Genomic DNA, 15,841 nt, shown 5'->3' with positions numbered 1-15,841 from the left:
GACTCCGCGCTCGCTTCAGCTGCTCGTTCAGCTAGCCTGACTGCCAGGTCGGTATTGGAGCGCCTCAGCAAGGTGCGTGCGGGTGATGGCGCTGGCGTGCTGCAAATCTGCGAGCGTTCTCGCCACTTTCAGGATACGGTGCGCCGCGCGCAGCGACAGACCGAGCCGTTCGCAGGCGCGCTCGAGCCATTGCTGATCTTCGGGCGCGAGCTGGCAATGGTTGCGTAGGCCTGTAAGATCGAGAAAGGCATTGGCGCAACCTTGTCGCTTGAGCTGTATGCGTCGCGCTGCAGCCACCTGCTCGGCGACCATCGCTGTGGTTTCGTTGTCCGCAAGCGGTGCGTTCAGTGCCGTGGCCTCGCGAGCCACTGTCAGGTGTAGATCGATGCGATCGAGCAGCGGACCGGACAGCTTGCCCCGATAGCGTTGGATCTGATCTGGTGAACAGCGGCAGCGCCCGCTGGGGTCGCCCAGATAGCCGCAAGGACAAGGGTTCATTGCCGCGACCAGCTGGAACCGTGCCGGAAAGCTCACCTTGTCTCGTGCCCGTGCGATCACGATATGGCCCGACTCCAGGGGCTCGCGTAAAACCTCCAGCACCTTGCGATCGAACTCCGGCAACTCATCAAGAAACAGCACGCCTTGGTGCGCCAGCGTAATTTCCCCCGGTCTTGGCCGACTGCCTCCACCCACCAGCGCCGGCCCCGATGCACTGTGATGGGGCTGTCTAAAAGGCCGTTGCGGCCAGTGGGCCAAGGGCGACTGGCTGGCGACTGACTGAATCGCCGCGACTTCCAGCGCTTCCTGCTCTTCCAGCGGTGGAAGCAGGCCGGGAAGCCGACTGGCCAGCAACGTCTTGCCGGTGCCGGGAGGGCCGGAGAACAGCAGATTATGGGCGCCAGCCGCTGCTACCAACAGGCCTCGCTTGGCGGCGGCTTGGCCCTGCACATCGGCGAGGTCGGGGTAGGGCAGGACCTGGCGTAGCAGGCCCTGGGCTTGATACGGCTCGATTGGCGTCACGCCCTTAAAATGCGCAGCGACTTCCAGCAAGTGGTCGGCGGCGTAGACCACCAGACCGGACGCCAGGCTGGCTTCCTCGGCGTTGGCCCGGGGGACCACCAGGGCGCGACCCGCTTGTCGCGCCGCGAGCGCTGCCGGTAACACGCCCTGGATTGGCCGCAGCGACCCGGACAGGGCCAGTTCGCCCAGGCATTCGAGCGTGTCGAGTCTATCCGCAGGTATCTGGCCGCTCGCCGCCAATATCCCCAGGGCGATGGCCAGATCGAAGCGGCCACCGTCTTTGGGCAAGTCGGCTGGGGCAAGATTGAGGGTGATTCGTCGAGCGGGAAAGTCGAAGCCGGAGGTCAGGATCGCGCTGCGCACGCGGTCCTTGCTTTCCTTGACCGCTGTTTCAGGTAAGCCGACCAAGGCTAGCGAGGGCAAGCCATTGGCGAGATGCGCCTCCACCGTTACGGCGGGGGCCTCCACGCCCACTTGGGCGCGGCTGTGAACAATTGCGAGGGACATTCGATCACTCCTTGATCGTGACCCCGGCCGGTCTATTCAGACGCGGGTGGGGCGAGTTTTTCTTCCAGTTCTGCGACCTTCGCTTCCAGGGCTTCCAGCCTTGCACGCGTGCGCGCCAGAACGACCATCTGGCTATCGAATTCATCGCGGCTAACGACGTCGAGTTTGCTTAACGCGCCCTGCACGATGCCTTTGAGCTGGGCCTCGATTTCACTGCGGGGTAAAGGGTTTTCACCACTGAACAGGCGCGAGGCCTGTGAGCCGATGGCATCAAGAAAAGATTTGGGTGGGAACATGAGCATCACCTGTTTCTGAGCGAAGGGCAGTGTAGCACGCGAATTCAGGCCGTCATTTGCACCGCTGTGCACGTTTACGGGCATTGCGATAGGGCGCCACGCACCGATGTGGTGCGTGGTTTTTACCGTCGTCTCTGAGGCGTTCTTGCGGGGCGTATCGAGAAGCGCGCTGCGCCGGGCCTCGCACAAAACTGGCATTGATTCTGCTTAGGTCAAAATGACGCATGCATCAGCGGGTAACGGTGCATAGGCGATTCGGGACGTGTCGTCGGATTGGTTGATGGTGTCGGAGGTCGCTCGGCAAAGCCGGCGCGTTACAAGAGCCAGACACTGCGCTTAGACTTGAACCGGGTTCGTACTTCTGGGGCAAGTCCACCTAAACGGGAGAAGTTTTCATGAAACTAGTCACTGCCATCATCAAGCCGTTCAAGCTGGACGACGTTCGCGAGTCGCTGTCCGAGATTGGCGTCCAGGGCATCACGGTTACCGAGGTCAAGGGCTTCGGTCGCCAGAAGGGCCACACTGAGCTGTATCGCGGTGCTGAGTACGTGGTCGATTTTTTGCCGAAGGTAAAAATCGACGTGGCAATCGCCGACGATCAGCTCGATCGCGTAATCGAGGCCATCACCAAGGCGGCCAACACCGGCAAGATTGGCGACGGCAAGATATTCGTCGTGAATCTGGAACAGGCCATTCGTATCCGCACAGGCGAAACCGATACCGACGCAATCTGACGGCCTGGCGCGTAGCGAGCATGTGGACGGGTTGTAAGCCCTATCCGTCGCCACGCGCCACCGAGCATTTGCGATTGCCTGCCTAGCAGGCCTACGAACCCCACGCCCCAGGAGTAAAATCATGACTCTGCGAAAATTCGCAGGGCTAGGAGCCCTTTTGTCTCTGATAAGCCCCGGTATCGCCGTGGCGCAGGAGGCAACGCTTGATTCCGGCGATACAGCATGGATGATCACCGCAACTGCGCTGGTGCTGTTCATGACGATTCCGGGCCTGGCGCTGTTCTACGGCGGCATGGTTCGTTCCAAGAATATCCTGTCGGTCATGATGCAGTGCTTCGCTATTACCGGCCTGATGAGCATACTGTGGATGGTCTACGGCTACAGCCTGGCCTTCGACACAGCCGGCATGGAAGCAGGCGTCACCAACCTCAACTCCTTCGTCGGCGGGCTGGGTCGTGTCTTTCTCAGCGGCCTGACGCCCGATAGCCTCACCGGCACCGTGCCTGAGAGCGTCTTCATCACCTTCCAGATGACCTTCGCCATCATCACCCCGGCGCTGATCGTCGGTGCCTTCGCCGAGCGCATGAAGTTCTCGGCGATGCTGATATTCATGGGTGTCTGGTTCACGCTGGTCTACGCGCCTATTGCTCACATGGTATGGGGCGGTGACGGCGGCCTGATGTGGGACTGGGGCGTGCTCGATTTTGCTGGCGGCACCGTGGTGCACATCAACGCGGGTATTGCCGGGTTGGTGGCGTGCATCGTGCTCGGCAAGCGCAAAGGATTCCCGACTACTCCGATGGCACCGCATAACCTCGGCCTGACGCTTGTCGGCGCAGCGATGCTGTGGATCGGCTGGTTTGGTTTCAACGCCGGTTCTTCGCTCGCGGCCAATGGCACCGCTGGCATGGCGATGCTGGTCACCCAGATCGCCACGGCGGCTGCCGCGCTGAGCTGGATGTTCGCCGAGTGGATGACCCACGGTAAACCCAGTGCCCTGGGCATCGCCTCCGGTGTTGTTGCCGGCTTGGTAGCCATCACCCCGGCTGCCGGCACCGTCGGCCCGATGGGCGCGCTGATGATCGGGCTGGCCTCGGGCGTCATCTGCTTCTTCTGTGCCACCAGTCTGAAGCGCAAGCTCGGCTACGACGACTCCCTGGACGCCTTTGGGGTCCACGGCGTTGGCGGCATTGTCGGCGCGCTGCTCACGGGTGTGTTCGCAGCGCCAGCGCTTGGCGGCTTCGGCGAAGTGGAAAACATCGCGCTGCAACTCTGGATCCAGCTCAAGGGTGTGATCTTCACGGTCGTGTACACCGCCATCGTCACCTTCGTGATTCTCAAGGTGATCGACATGGTGATGGGCCTGCGCGTCAGCGAAGAAGAAGAAACCATCGGCCTGGATCTCAGCCTGCACAACGAGCGCGGCTACAACCTGTAAGCACACGGAGTGCGCCCGGAGCCAACCCGGGCGCCTTACCCGAACTGCGCCTTGGCGCGACGGAAAAAGGTGACAAAAAATGGATAGCACAGCACTGATACCCGTCCAGTACGGACTCGATACCTTCTACTTCCTCATCTGCGGTGCGCTGGTGATGTGGATGGCGGCCGGTTTCTCCATGCTCGAAGCCGGTCTGGTTCGGGCGAAGAACACTGCCGAAATCCTGACCAAAAACATCGTGCTCTATGCGGTGGCGTCGATCATGTACCTGCTGATCGGCTACTACATCATGTACTCCAGCCCGGACGGCGGCATCCTGCCGAGCCTGGGCTTCCTGATCGGTGACGAGAACGCGGTCGACGTGGTAGCCGCTGGTGGCGAAGACGCCCCTTATTACTCGACCCGTGCCGACTTTTTCTTCCAGGTGGTATTCGCCGCTACCTGCATGTCGGTGGTTTCCGGTGCAGTCGCCGAGCGCATGAAACTGTGGGCCTTCATCGCCTTCGCGGTGGTGATGACGGGTGTGATCTACCCGGTACAGGGATTCTGGAAGTGGGGCGGCGGTTTCCTCGACGCGGCCGGTTTCCTGGATTTCGCCGGCTCAGGTCTGGTGCACATGGCCGGCGCATCCGCTGCCCTTGCGGGTGTGCTGCTGCTGGGCCCACGTAAGGGCAAATACGGTCCGAACGGGCAGATAAATGCGATTCCCGGCGCCAACCTGCCCCTGGCGACTCTGGGCGCATTCATCCTGTGGATGGGCTGGTTCGGCTTCAACGGTGGTTCGCAGCTGAAGATGAGCACTATCGAAGACGCCAACGCCGTCGCTCAGGTCTTCACCAACACCAACATGGCGGCGGCAGGTGGCCTGGTCGCGGCATTGATTACCGCCCGCCTGCTGTTCGGTAAGTCGGATCTGACCATGGTCCTCAACGGTGCACTGGCTGGCCTGGTCGCCATCACCGCCGAGCCGCTGACCCCCAGCGCGTTGCAGTCCGTACTGATCGGTGGTGTGGGTGGCGTACTGGTCGTGTTCAGCATCCTTGGTCTGGACAAGCTCAAGCTTGATGACCCGGTCGGCGCCATTTCCGTGCACGGTGTGGTCGGTGCCTGGGGTCTGCTGGCGGTGCCGCTGACAAACGCTGACGCGTCCTTTGGTGCTCAGCTGCTGGGCCTGGCATCGATCTTTGCCTGGGTGTTCATCGCCAGTCTGGTCGTCTGGGGAGTTCTCAAGGCAGTGATCGGCCTGCGGGTGAGCGAAGAGGAAGAGTACGAGGGCGTCGACGTTGTCGAGTGCGGCCTCGAAGCCTACCCGGAGTTCACCAACAAGCGTTGATTCGTCTGCTGTTGCCAAGGGCGCCTCAGGGCGCCCTTTGTTTTTTCTGGCGCCGCGCTAGAATGCGCGCGTTCAGGAGCCGAAGGGGTCTATGAGAATGTGGCGACAGACACTCATCACGCTGCGCCCGAGGCCGCGAGGCTTCCATCTGATAACCGACGAGCTGCTTGCACACCTGCCGGAACTGCAACAATGCGAGACCGGTCTGTTACACCTGTGGCTGCGGCATACGTCGGCTTCATTGACGATCAATGAGAATGCTGACGGCGCAGTCCGGCGCGATTTCGAACGGTTTTTCAACCGTCTGGTACCGCAGGGCCAAGCTGGATACGAACACGATTACGAGGGGCCGGACGATCTTCCGGCCCATTTCAAGGCGAGTCTGCTGGGTTGTCAGGTGAGTTTGCCCGTTAGCGAGGGATGCTTGGCACTGGGAACCTGGCAGGGCGTCTATCTCGGTGAGCACCGGGACCAAGGTGGCGCCAGGCAGGTACTGGCCACGTTGCACGGAATGGCAAGTTGAATTTTTTTTGGCGATGGCGAACAAAGCACATCGCTGGGCTATAACTTCCGCTTTGGCAAGGTACGAGGTTGAACATGAGCGACGAAGAATTAGAACAAGACGATCTGGACACAAACGACGAGGATGACGGAGAGGAGCTGGCGGCTGCCGATGACGGTGAAGCGGATAACAGCGCCGACGACGAGAGCACCGACAGCGACCGTGCGACACCGACCAGCAAAAAGAAAGCTAAGGCGGTTGTGGTAGAAGAGCTGCCGAGCCTTGAAGCCAAGCAGAAGGAGCGGGACGAGCTGGCGCGCGCGATGGAAGAGTTCCTGGCACGCGGGGGACGCGTGCAGGAGGTCGAACCCAACGTCGTCGCGGATCCGCCCAAGAAGCCTGACAGCAAATACGGGAGCCGTCCTATCTAGACCCGAAGCGGTCGAGATCAGACGAAGCGTCTTTTTTCACGGCGTGACCGCAGCAAAGCCCAACACGGTCGTGTTGGGCTTTGTCGTGTCTGCAGGGGCGTCAGCGGTCAACGCCACCGAGCCAGCAAAGCGGGTAGCTCTGCCAGGCTGCGAATCTCGGCATCAGGCCCACCTTCATGCTGCCACGCTTTGCCGCCCGGATTGAACCAGATCGCACGTACGCCGGCACGCTGCGCCCCGCCAATATCGTCGTCTGGGTGGTCCCCGACGTGAACGGCGTGTTCGGCGGCTACGCCCGCTCGCCCAAGCGCTTCCCGGAATGGCCTAGGGTCCGGCTTGCCGATGCCCAGGTCTTCTGCGCATAGCGTGAACTGGAAATAGTCAGCCAACCCCAGCCGCCGCACATCTGCGTTTCCGTTGGTCAGGACGCCGAGCTTGTAGTGATTGGCCAGATGCTCCAGTGTCGGGTGTACGTCAGGAAACAGATCGATGGCGTGCCGCGCTTCGAGAAAAACTTCGAATGCCTGACTGGCAAGGTGTCGAGCCTCGCCCTCGGGGTAGCCGGCGTCATGCAAGGCGTGGAACAGGATGCGTCGACGTAGCTCGCTGATGCGGTGCTTCAGGGCTGGTTCGGATTCGACCAGCATGCGGCGGATCGCGGCGAGGGACTCTACCGGAAACTCGCCGAGGCGGGGTGCATGCTGTGCCAGCCAGTCCCGCAGGCAGTTTTCTGCGCTGTGAATGACCGGGCCGACGTCCCACAGGGTGTCATCGAGGTCGAAGGTGATCAATCGAATGCTCATGAATCACTGCCTTGCTTTCTTTTGGCTCGGGGGTGCGCCAAGTCATAGACCTTAGCCAGATGCTGGAAGTCCAGGTGCGTATAAATCTGTGTGGTGGCGATGTCGGCATGGCCGAGCAGCTCCTGCACGGAGCGCAAGTCCTGGGAGGATTCCAGTATGTGACTAGCGAAGCTGTGCCTGAGCATATGCGGGTGCAAGTGCTGCCCCAGCTCACGCACGCCTGCCTGCCGAACCCGTAGCTGCACCGCACGCGGACTCAGTCGACGTCCCTTCTGGCTGACGAACACGGCGCCATCCGGAGGATTGCTCAGCGCACGCAGCGGCAGCCAGGCTTCGAGGGCTTCACGCGCTTTGCGGCCAACCGGCAGCACTCGCGCCTTGTTGCCCTTGCCCTGAACCTGCACCAATCCGGCAGGCAGATCGAGCTGGTCGAGATCTAGCCCGACCAGTTCGGCCAGGCGCAACCCCGAGGAATAGAACAGCTCCAGCATCGCCTGATCGCGATGGCCAATGAAGTCGTCCTCAACGCCGCCATCGAGAAGCTGCATGGCTCGGTCGGTGTCGAGCAGTCTCGGCAGGCGCCGTTCGCCCTTGGGTGCCGAAATGCCGGCAGCCGGATCGTGGGCGCAGCGGCCTTCCTGATTGAGATAGCGATACATTCCCCGTACCGACGACAGAAGCCGAGCGAGGCTGCGTCCAGATTGGCCCAGGCGGTGCTGCTCGGCAATAAGCTGGCGGACGTGCACGCTTTTCAGCTGCCTCCAATCGGTCAGCTGCTGCTTGTTGCAGAAGCTGACGACCTTGGCCAAGTCGCGACGATAGCCATCGAGGGTATGCGGCGACACCTGTCGCTCACTGCGCAGGTGCTCGAAGTAAAGGTCCAGATCGGTTTGCATGAGCGGCGTCTCGCGAGTGCCGGCTAGCCAACGGCAGCGCCTGGCACTCAGGTTTGGCCCGTGTCGGGTGGCTTGTGTCTCAGCGAACCGAGCGCAGCGGTGTGGAGTAGGACGGCAGCACCCGCGTCAGCACTTCGGCAATGTAGCCAAGGAACAACGTGCCCAGTGAGCTCTTGTAGTGCTGCGGGTCCTTGCTGCCAATCGCGAGGATGCCCTGCTGCTGGTTCAATGCGACCACTGCCGCCGATCCGATACTGTGACTTTCTTCCTCTCCGAAGAGAAAAGCGAGTTCGTGAGGACGAAGCACGCCACAGACTGTCTTGCCGCTGCCGAGCAAGCCGCCAACGGCTTGTTGGGCTTCAGCGCTGGTGACGCTACGGCCGACCGGCAAGGGTGTTTCGCTGAACAGGATCAGACTTACGAACGGCACCTGGAATTCGTGCCGCAGGCTTTCGTCCACTGCGCCGATGACTTCCTCCAGGCTGTTGGCATCCAACAGGTCCAGCACCAGACGCCGCGTCTTGTCGAACAGCCGATCGTTGTCGCGCGCGACGTCCATCAGCTGTGAAAGGCGATGGCGCATTTCGATGTTGCGCTCGCGCAGCAGCTTGACCTGCCGCTCGACCAGCGAGACGGCAGTTCCGGGCTGATGCGGGATACGCAGCTCGGGAATCAGCTCGTCGTGATCGACAAAGAACTCCGGATGGGCCCGCAGATAGGCTACGACGGCTTCCGCGTCCGGCAGCTGTGGCTTGTCCTGGTTTTGCTCGGTCATAGGCGAACCTGTCCTTCGAATACGCGAACGGCGGGGCCGGTCATCATAACGGGCTGACCCGCACCTGCCCATTCAATGGACAAACGGCCGCCGGGCAAGTCGAGCTGCACGGGCGAATCCATCCAGCCCTGGCGGATGGCGGCGACTGCTGCGGCGCACGCACCGGTGCCGCAAGCCTGGGTTTCGCCTGCGCCGCGCTCCCACACACGCAGCTTGGCGTGTTGGCGGTCGATCACCTGAAGGAAACCGGCGTTGACGCGCTGCGGAAAGCGCAAGTGATGCTCGATCTTTGGCCCGAGGCTGTGCACCGGAGCGCTCTCGATCTCGTCAACGCGCAACACCGCATGAGGGTTGCCCATGGATAGGGCGGCGATATCCAACTGCTGGCCGTCGACCTGCAGCGGATAACTAAGCGCTTCGCGCTCGGCCTGGAAAGGAATCTCCGCCGGGGTCAGCCGAGGCGGGCCCATGTCGACAGTGATATGCCCGTCGGGCCGCACGATCAGCTCGATGATGCCACCTTTTGTCTCGACCCGGATCTGACGCTTCATGGTCAAGCGCTTGTCCAGCACGAAGCGGGCAAAGCAACGCGCGCCGTTACCGCATTGCTCCACTTCCGAACCGTCGGAATTAAAGATGCGATAGCGAAAATCGACGTCGGGGTTCTGCGGCGGTTCGACCAGCAAGAGCTGGTCGAAGCCGATACCCGTATGACGGTCACCCCATTGCTTGGCGTGCTTGGGCTGGATATGCGCGTGCTGGCTGACCAGGTCGATGACCATGAAATCGTTGCCCAGGCCGTGCATCTTGGTAAAACGCAAAAGCATTGTCGTGGCCTCAGGCAGGCAGCAGGCTTTCGCCGGCGTATAGCTCCTGCACGCTTTCGCGGCGGCGCACTTCGTAGGCTTCGTCACCATCCACCAGCACTTCGGCTGCGCGGCCTCGGGTGTTGTAGTTGGAACTCATGACGAAACCATAGGCACCGGCCGAACGGACCGCCAGCAGATCACCTTCAGCCAGCACCAGCGGCCGCTCCTTCGCAAGGAAGTCTCCGGTTTCGCAGATCGGGCCGACGATGTCGTAGTGGCGCGCCTCGCCATCGCGTGGCTGCACCGGCACGACATCCATCCAGGCCTGGTATAGAGCCGGGCGAATCAGGTCGTTCATCGCCGCGTCGACGATGGCGAAGTCCTTGTGTTCGGTGTGCTTGAGGTATTCCACACGGGTCAGCAACAGGCCCGCATTCGCAACGATCGACCGACCTGGCTCGAACACCAGGGCCAGGTCGCGACCGTCGATGCGCTTGCGAACGGCCTGGATGTAGTCACCGGCCTGCGGCGGCTGTTCTTCGCGATAGCGCACCCCCAGGCCGCCGCCCAGATCCAGATGGCGAATGCGAATGCCGCGTACGGCAAGGCGATCGATCAAGCCCAGAAGCCGGTCGAGCGCATCAAGAAACGGCGGTAACGTCGTGAGCTGCGAGCCGATGTGACAATCGACGCCAACGACTTCCAGGTTGGTCAGCTCGTGGGCACGGGCATAGACCTCTTCGGCGTCGGCGATGGCTATGCCGAACTTGTTTTCCTTAAGCCCCGTGGAAATGTACGGATGGGTCCCGGCATCAACGTCCGGATTGACCCGCAGTGATACCGGCGCCACTGCGCCAAGCTCGGCTGCAACCTGCTGCAGGCGATCGAGCTCGTCGATGGATTCGACGTTGAAGCAGTGCACGCCGACCTCAAGCGCGCGGCGCATGTCGTCACGCGTCTTGCCTACACCGGAAAATACGATGCGATCCGGCTGACCACCGGCCGCGAGCACGCGCTCCAATTCGCCACGCGAAACGATGTCGAAGCCGGCGCCGAGGCGGGCCAGTACGTTGAGCACGCCAAGGTTCGAGTTCGCCTTGACTGCAAAACAGACCAGGTGCGGCATACCTTGCAGCGCGTCGGCATAGGCGCGGTACTGCGCCTCGATATGAGCCCGAGAGTAGACGTAGGTGGGGGTGCCGAAGCGTTGCGCGAGAGCGGGCAACGCCACACCCTCCGCGAAGAGCTGACCGTCGCGGTACGAGAAGGCCTCCATGGAATGCCTCCTTACAGTTCGAATCGGTCTTTGGAGCGTTCTTTGGCAGTTGCCTCGTCATCCGGTAGGTATAACGGGCCTTTCTGACCACAGCCGGAGAGCGCGCAAGCGAGCACCGCAAGGGTAATGAATGGAAGCAGCAGACGCTTCATTGGGGGGCAATCCTAGAAAAATCGATGGGCCGGAGTATACCCAGCACCTGTCGGATTGCCTATGTGGCAGCGCCAGCTGGCATTGGGTGTGGGGTGAGTTCCGTCGGTTGGCCGCTCGCTAGACGTGTCGGTCGCCTGTTAAGCTCGGCGGCATTGTCGAGCGGCCAGATGCCGCTGAAACACCGTACCGAGGAAGCTGATTCATGAGTCTGAGCGAAGCGCGCTATCACGATCTGGTTGACGCTGTGCAGGAAGAAATCGAGGACGTGTTCGATCACAGCGGTCTCGATGTCGATCTGGAAAATTCCGGAGGGGTGCTGACCGTACGTTTTGAGAACGGCACTCAATTGATCTTCAGCCGCCAGCCTCCATTGCGTCAGCTATGGGTCGCGGCGCGCTCGGGTGGTTTCCACTTTGACTATGACGAAGCCAGTTCGCTGTGGATCTGCGATGCCAATGACGAGCGCCTGGGCGAGCTGCTGTCGCGAGTCGCGCTGGAGCAAAGCGGCGAATCGCTGGATTTCGAAGACCTTTGAGCCCGCCGAGCGGGTCTGTGGGCCCCGGCGGATGCGAAGCCCCCGTGGCTTGCTAAATCGATGAGCTGTGTTAGGGTCTTCCTACACGTTAAAAACCCCGCATTCTGGCGGGGTTTTGCTTTTCTATCGCCCAACTTCTATTTGCAGGAGCTAACCCGGACCCATGACCAGTGCACCGTCTATCATCATCACCCAACCCGACCTGCAGCGAATCGAGCGGTTGCTCGATGGCCTGGCTGACTACGGTCCGGCCGCCGAGGCGCTCGAGGAAGAGTTGTCCCGCGCCCAGGTGGTCGAACGTAGCGAATTGCCTGCTGGCGTGGTCTCGATGAACTCCCGGGTGCATTGTCGGGAAGAGGGCAGCGGCAAGGACTACCACCTGACGCTGGTTTATCCACAGGACGCTGGCAAGGAAGGCACCGTTTCGGTGCTTGCCCCGGTGGGCAGTGCTCTTCTGGGGTTGAGTGTCGGCCAGCATATCGACTGGCCGACACCCGGTGGCAAGGTGCTCAAGCTTACCTTGCTGGCTGTCGAGTATCAGCCGGAAGCGGCTGGCGACGTTGGCTGAGCGCGCTCGCACGCGGCGCTCTTGGATGACGCGGTCGGTCAGATTGTTTTGAGAGCCTGGTTGAGCGCGGCTTCAAGATGCGCTTTGTAGCGCAGATGCTGAACGGTCTGGGCGCGGCCGGTGCCGTGCAGCCCGGATAGATCGAGATCGGTGATGTAACAAGGATAGCGTTCAGCCCCGCGCCTTTGCGAGAGGATGTAGTGGGCCACCGCAGCGAAGAGTTCCGAGCCATATTCAAGGCTGGAAAACTCTTGATGGTTGCAATACAAGGTGACCTGCGAGCGGCCCCGCTCGTTGGGTTCGACGATTGCCTGGATGTCGTAGAAGGGGTCGCTCGGTTCATCCCGAGGAGGGGGCCTACGTTCGACCTCCAGAGGGCGGTCAGACGCAGCCGTAATCAGTCGATAGAAAAGGATGTCTATCGCCGCCAGCCGGCTTTCCTCGAAGGGGAGTTGCGTGGTGCGGCGATAGCTCACCGATTGAAGGAAGCGTAGCAAGGGCGTCAGCAGGCTCTGTTCGTCTCGATAGGGCTGCTGCTGGCGCCACAGTGCATTGAATTCGTCGAGTACAGTCAGCTCTGCCACTGTGCCTTGAACGCGATAGAACACCTGAAGACAATCCGCTCTGGCGTGGCCGAGAATCAGCGATAGGTCTGTCCCTTCCAGTGCGTGCCGGTCCACCCGAATGGGGCGGATGGCTTGATGAGCTTCGCCCAGATGCTCAACCAGCGCCGACATGTCGCTCAGAGCGGTGTGCCGGACATTGCCAATGACCAGATCCAGGATGTGGAAATGTTGCCGGACCTGGAGCAGATAACGGCTTTCTGCCGGCTCATCCAGCACCGCCTGGGCGTCAAGGAACACCGTTTCGACCCGCCGCGAAAGGGACAGCCCGGCGTTGCGACTGAAGCAGCGAACCTGCAGGCTTGGGCGCTCGCCGTGAGCAGGTAGCGCCTGAAGGTAGTCGCGAAGACATTCAGCCAGCGGGGCGGGCGCCTCGTAACGCGTAGCGATAAGCTCGCCCCAGCTATTCTGCGTCAACTGGTCGATGCTAAGTACAAGGTTTTCCCGCGCTATCCCATGCCCGAGGGAATCGGTCAGCTCGTCAAACGACAGCGGCTGCGATGGACTGAGCGGGTCGACACCGACATTGATTAACAGCAACACCTTCACTGGCGTCGCCACGCTAAGCAACGCATCGTCTGAGACGGCTTGCGGTGGCATGGGGAGGGCCTGGCGCAGGTCAGTCAGCAGCGCAAACAGCTCGGCCTCGGTCAGGCCGCTATCGCCCGGATGCAGGGAGACATGGGTTGCCGCGTCAACTACGCCGTTGCGATGGCACCAGCCCAGGAGCGGAATCAGCTCACGTGAGCGTTTGAGAGGAGAGTAATTGCTGATTTGCGTTGCGGTCAGGTTGCCCTCGTAAAGCGCCCAGAACAGATCGCCTGCCGCATCGTACCCCTGGACCAGTGTCAGGCTGTGCTCCGCCAGATCACGCACAATGCCGAGATTGATCGCTTCGATCTTCCCGGCCTTGCGTTCAATTGCCGCGTGTAAGCGCCGGCCGAGCACGCCAAAGTCGCGCCCGTTGATACAGCTGGTAATCTGTAACCGTCGGGCTAGGTCGCTGAGGAAGCGATAGCCGTAAGTCAGCTCGTTGACCAGCGCTCGTCTCTCTTCAACGACACGCCTAACCTTCCACTGACTGCGGCTGTCCAGCTGAGCGAACTGGCGCTCGTCCCAGCCCCAGTTGGAGGTAAGGCGCTCGAGCAGGCGGCGCTTCCAGCTCTTGGTGCGACCTGTATGAGGGCGGCTGAGCGGCTTGTTGACCTTGAGGTATAGGCACCGTCGCAGCAGTGCCAGCCTGTCGCGTTCCCCCCGTCGATCCAGATAGCGCTCGATCCTGCGGTAGGCGACGATGTAAGGATCCAGTTCATCAAGGTCCAGTCGATTGGCGTACACCGCCTGTTTGAAATCGAGGCTCAGGCAGCGTACCTGAGGATGATCGCTGGCATAGGCCTCGACCAACAGCAACTTGAACAGCGATTTGTAGGGTGACTCGATAGCCTTGTACAGCTGCCAGAGCCCTGCGCCAAGGTATTCGCCCGGAGGAATGCTTCCCAGGTGGCCGAGGTCCAGGACGTCGTCGCTTCGTACGAAACGTTTGTCCAGCAGAATGCGCACGTATTCGTCGTAGCGATGCTCTTCATAATCGGGCACCAGCCACCACATGGGTGTGCGACCGCCCAGCCAGATCGCGGTGCGGTAGAACTCGTCCAGCAACAGGTAATGTTGGGTCGTGCCGCAATCATCCGAGGTCAGCTTTGTATCACGTGCGCCCTGAGTGAAACGCTCGGGATCGACGAGAAAGAAATGCGCCTCGCTGCCCTGCGTTGCAGCCCATCCTTGAAGCAAGTCGCACTTGCGTCGGAGTTCTTCAAGCTGTGGCTGAGACAGACTTGAGTCGTGGCACACCCAGACATCGAGGTCGCTCTGCTCTTCCTGAGCGACGGTGCCCAGGCTGCCCATGAGAAATAGCCCGAGAATCGAAGCTGGCTGCTGGCCGCGCAGAGGTTTGTAGGCGAACGATCGGCTGAGTCGCTGGGCCTCGGCCAGCGTCTCGGCATCCGGCTCGAAACCGGACAGTCCGGCCGGCGTCGCAGCAGTGACGTAGCCGGGCAGTATTGGGTGATTAACGTGAAACAAGAGAGGCAGCAGTTTCAGTACGCCCTGTTGCCGCGTCGACATCACCTGCCGGGTTCTCTCGAGTCGACCGGCATTGACGCTGAGGAAGCGAGCCCGTAGCCCACTCAACACCTTGCGGTCGATGCCTTCTTCCAGGATCGGGCGTATTTCCTGCTGACGGTTCATGTATTCGGCTTGGGCAAGTTGAGGTTGTCCGATGAGGAACAAGTGAGACAAAAACGGAAAATAACATGACCGGGAGCCGCGAGGAAAAAGCAGAGCGGCTCGGATCGTGGTCGAGCCCTCCGAGGTAGACCGACCACTGGTGGACCCCGACGCCGCAATGCGTCGGAGATGGGGCGGGCTCAGGCGGCAGCCGTTTCCGAGAGAATCGTCAGCAGTATCCTGGCGTGCTCGGCAGCATCCCGGCCGAGACCGGTCAGATAGCCACCGTCGGGTTGTGTTGTCAGACCTTTGGCATGCAAACGCTGGGTTGCTGCAATCGCAGCGTCTCCAGCGTCATGGTGAACCTTGATGCCTTCGAGCGTGTTATCGAGGTTGAACAGCCGAAGAATTTCCAGCTCTGCTACCAGTTCGGGGGTGTACGCCATGTTCGCTCCTCGGGTGGTGGGCCTGCGCCCGGTTCAGCAAGTGTAGATGCTCATACGGAGGCTGCTTGGCCGGTATCTACTCGGGCAGGTCGGGCAGGGCTCGCAGGAGGACTTCATAACGCTCGATGTCGAATGCGCGGTCCTCTTCAAGCATCTGACGAATTTCGTCAGCCAGCACCAGCGCCATCATTTTCAATGTCTCTTCGCGCTCGTAACCCACCAACGTCAGCTTGTTGAGCGTCGCTTGCGCGGCAGCGGGCTCGCCGGTTTCGAGCTGGTTCTCGATGGCCTGGATCAGGGTTTCTTCGGCGAAGATTTCGTCGTCTTCGGAGGTTGAAGCGGTCATGGTGCAGCTCTCATCGGTTGGTTCTTGGTAATCTTGACGGGTTTGTACCGGCTGCGCATGTTCGAGGCGATACCTTGGTGAACGCTTCGCTTGGGTCGGTCTCTATTCCTACTATGGACCATCT

At 61.2% G+C, this 15,841-nt stretch carries 17 protein-coding genes and 1 pseudogene; 7 read left to right on the top strand and 11 right to left on the bottom strand.

What is annotated here, in order from left to right:
* Positions 1-27: 27 nt before the first annotated feature.
* Entirely contained in the window at positions 28-1,527 is a 1,500-nt protein-coding gene (locus tag JQR87_RS17655) for a YifB family Mg chelatase-like AAA ATPase (protein WP_407294651.1), read from the bottom strand.
* 32 nt (positions 1,528-1,559) lie between these two features.
* Positions 1,560-1,823 carry an accessory factor UbiK family protein gene (locus JQR87_RS17650; RefSeq protein WP_407294652.1) on the bottom strand — a complete coding sequence of 88 codons (264 nt, stop codon included), beginning with the start codon at positions 1,821-1,823 and terminating at the stop codon, positions 1,560-1,562.
* Between the two features lie 395 nt (positions 1,824-2,218).
* On the opposite strand from JQR87_RS17650, the gene glnK reads away from it, so the two are divergent.
* The 5 genes from glnK to sutA all read left to right on the top strand — a co-directional run bounded on the left by glnK (position 2,219) and on the right by sutA (position 6,261).
* The gene (gene glnK / locus JQR87_RS17645; protein WP_003096476.1) at positions 2,219-2,557 is read left to right on the top strand and encodes a P-II family nitrogen regulator; all 339 of its coding nucleotides are present in this window, start codon (positions 2,219-2,221) and stop codon (positions 2,555-2,557) included.
* A 121-nt stretch (positions 2,558-2,678) separates the two neighbouring features.
* Positions 2,679-3,995 (top strand): ammonium transporter, encoded by a 1,317-nt coding sequence (locus tag JQR87_RS17640; protein WP_407294656.1) that lies wholly within the window; start codon positions 2,679-2,681, stop codon positions 3,993-3,995.
* Positions 3,996-4,074: 79 nt separating this feature from the next.
* Positions 4,075-5,328 carry an ammonium transporter gene (locus JQR87_RS17635; RefSeq protein WP_407294658.1) on the top strand — a complete coding sequence of 418 codons (1,254 nt, stop codon included), beginning with the start codon at positions 4,075-4,077 and terminating at the stop codon, positions 5,326-5,328.
* Between the two features lie 97 nt (positions 5,329-5,425).
* Complete coding sequence (locus tag JQR87_RS17630) at positions 5,426-5,851, top strand: secondary thiamine-phosphate synthase enzyme YjbQ (protein WP_407297649.1); 426 nt, start codon at positions 5,426-5,428, stop codon at positions 5,849-5,851.
* Between the two features lie 74 nt (positions 5,852-5,925).
* Entirely contained in the window at positions 5,926-6,261 is a 336-nt protein-coding gene (gene sutA, locus JQR87_RS17625; protein ID WP_407294660.1) for a transcriptional regulator SutA, read from the top strand.
* Between the two features lie 107 nt (positions 6,262-6,368).
* On the opposite strand, the gene JQR87_RS17620 is transcribed toward sutA, so the two are convergent.
* The 6 genes from JQR87_RS17620 to lptM form a co-directional block, all read right to left on the bottom strand.
* Positions 6,369-7,064: an HAD family hydrolase gene (locus JQR87_RS17620; protein ID WP_407294661.1), complete on the bottom strand. Its 696-nt coding sequence runs from the start codon at positions 7,062-7,064 to the stop codon at positions 6,369-6,371.
* Complete coding sequence (gene xerC / locus JQR87_RS17615; protein ID WP_407294662.1) at positions 7,061-7,960, bottom strand: tyrosine recombinase XerC; 900 nt, start codon at positions 7,958-7,960, stop codon at positions 7,061-7,063. The genes JQR87_RS17620 and xerC overlap by 4 nt, the downstream gene beginning before the upstream one ends.
* 79 nt (positions 7,961-8,039) lie before the next feature.
* Complete coding sequence (locus JQR87_RS17610) at positions 8,040-8,735, bottom strand: DUF484 family protein (RefSeq protein WP_407294663.1); 696 nt, start codon at positions 8,733-8,735, stop codon at positions 8,040-8,042.
* On the bottom strand, positions 8,732-9,562 hold the full coding sequence (dapF, locus tag JQR87_RS17605; protein ID WP_407294665.1) for a diaminopimelate epimerase: 831 nt from the start codon (positions 9,560-9,562) through the stop codon (positions 8,732-8,734). Before dapF ends, JQR87_RS17610 begins: the two co-directional genes overlap by 4 nt.
* A gap of 10 nt (positions 9,563-9,572) precedes the next feature.
* A complete protein-coding gene (gene lysA / locus JQR87_RS17600) occupies positions 9,573-10,820 on the bottom strand; it encodes a diaminopimelate decarboxylase (protein ID WP_407294667.1) in 1,248 nt (415 codons plus the stop codon).
* An 11-nt stretch (positions 10,821-10,831) separates the two neighbouring features.
* Positions 10,832-10,972 carry an LPS translocon maturation chaperone LptM gene (lptM, locus tag JQR87_RS17595; protein ID WP_407294669.1) on the bottom strand — a complete coding sequence of 47 codons (141 nt, stop codon included), beginning with the start codon at positions 10,970-10,972 and terminating at the stop codon, positions 10,832-10,834.
* A 203-nt stretch (positions 10,973-11,175) separates the two neighbouring features.
* Between lptM and cyaY the strand changes: the two genes are divergently transcribed.
* Both cyaY and rnk read left to right on the top strand, forming a co-directional pair.
* On the top strand, positions 11,176-11,508 hold the full coding sequence (gene cyaY / locus JQR87_RS17590) for an iron donor protein CyaY (protein WP_407294671.1): 333 nt from the start codon (positions 11,176-11,178) through the stop codon (positions 11,506-11,508).
* Between the two features lie 163 nt (positions 11,509-11,671).
* Positions 11,672-12,076 carry a nucleoside diphosphate kinase regulator gene (gene rnk / locus JQR87_RS17585; protein WP_407294673.1) on the top strand — a complete coding sequence of 135 codons (405 nt, stop codon included), beginning with the start codon at positions 11,672-11,674 and terminating at the stop codon, positions 12,074-12,076.
* 38 nt (positions 12,077-12,114) lie between these two features.
* Here the strand turns inward: rnk and JQR87_RS17580 are convergent, their stop codons facing one another.
* From JQR87_RS17580 to JQR87_RS17570, 3 genes and pseudogenes are all read right to left on the bottom strand, one after another.
* Entirely contained in the window at positions 12,115-14,946 is a 2,832-nt protein-coding gene (locus JQR87_RS17580) for a class I adenylate cyclase (protein ID WP_407294675.1), read from the bottom strand.
* Between the two features lie 179 nt (positions 14,947-15,125).
* Positions 15,126-15,371 carry a TIGR02647 family protein gene (locus JQR87_RS17575; protein WP_407294677.1) on the bottom strand — a complete coding sequence of 82 codons (246 nt, stop codon included), beginning with the start codon at positions 15,369-15,371 and terminating at the stop codon, positions 15,126-15,128.
* 76 nt (positions 15,372-15,447) lie between these two features.
* Positions 15,448-15,795, bottom strand: a pseudogene (locus tag JQR87_RS17570) (hypothetical protein); the annotation flags it as partial.
* Positions 15,796-15,841: the final 46 nt, after the last annotated feature.

Source organism: Stutzerimonas stutzeri (assembly GCF_051028275.1).
GTDB classification, from domain to species: domain Bacteria; phylum Pseudomonadota; class Gammaproteobacteria; order Pseudomonadales; family Pseudomonadaceae; genus Stutzerimonas; species Stutzerimonas stutzeri_AS.
Note: the sequence above shows the minus strand (reverse complement) of the source record. Positions and strands in the feature narration are given on the sequence as shown.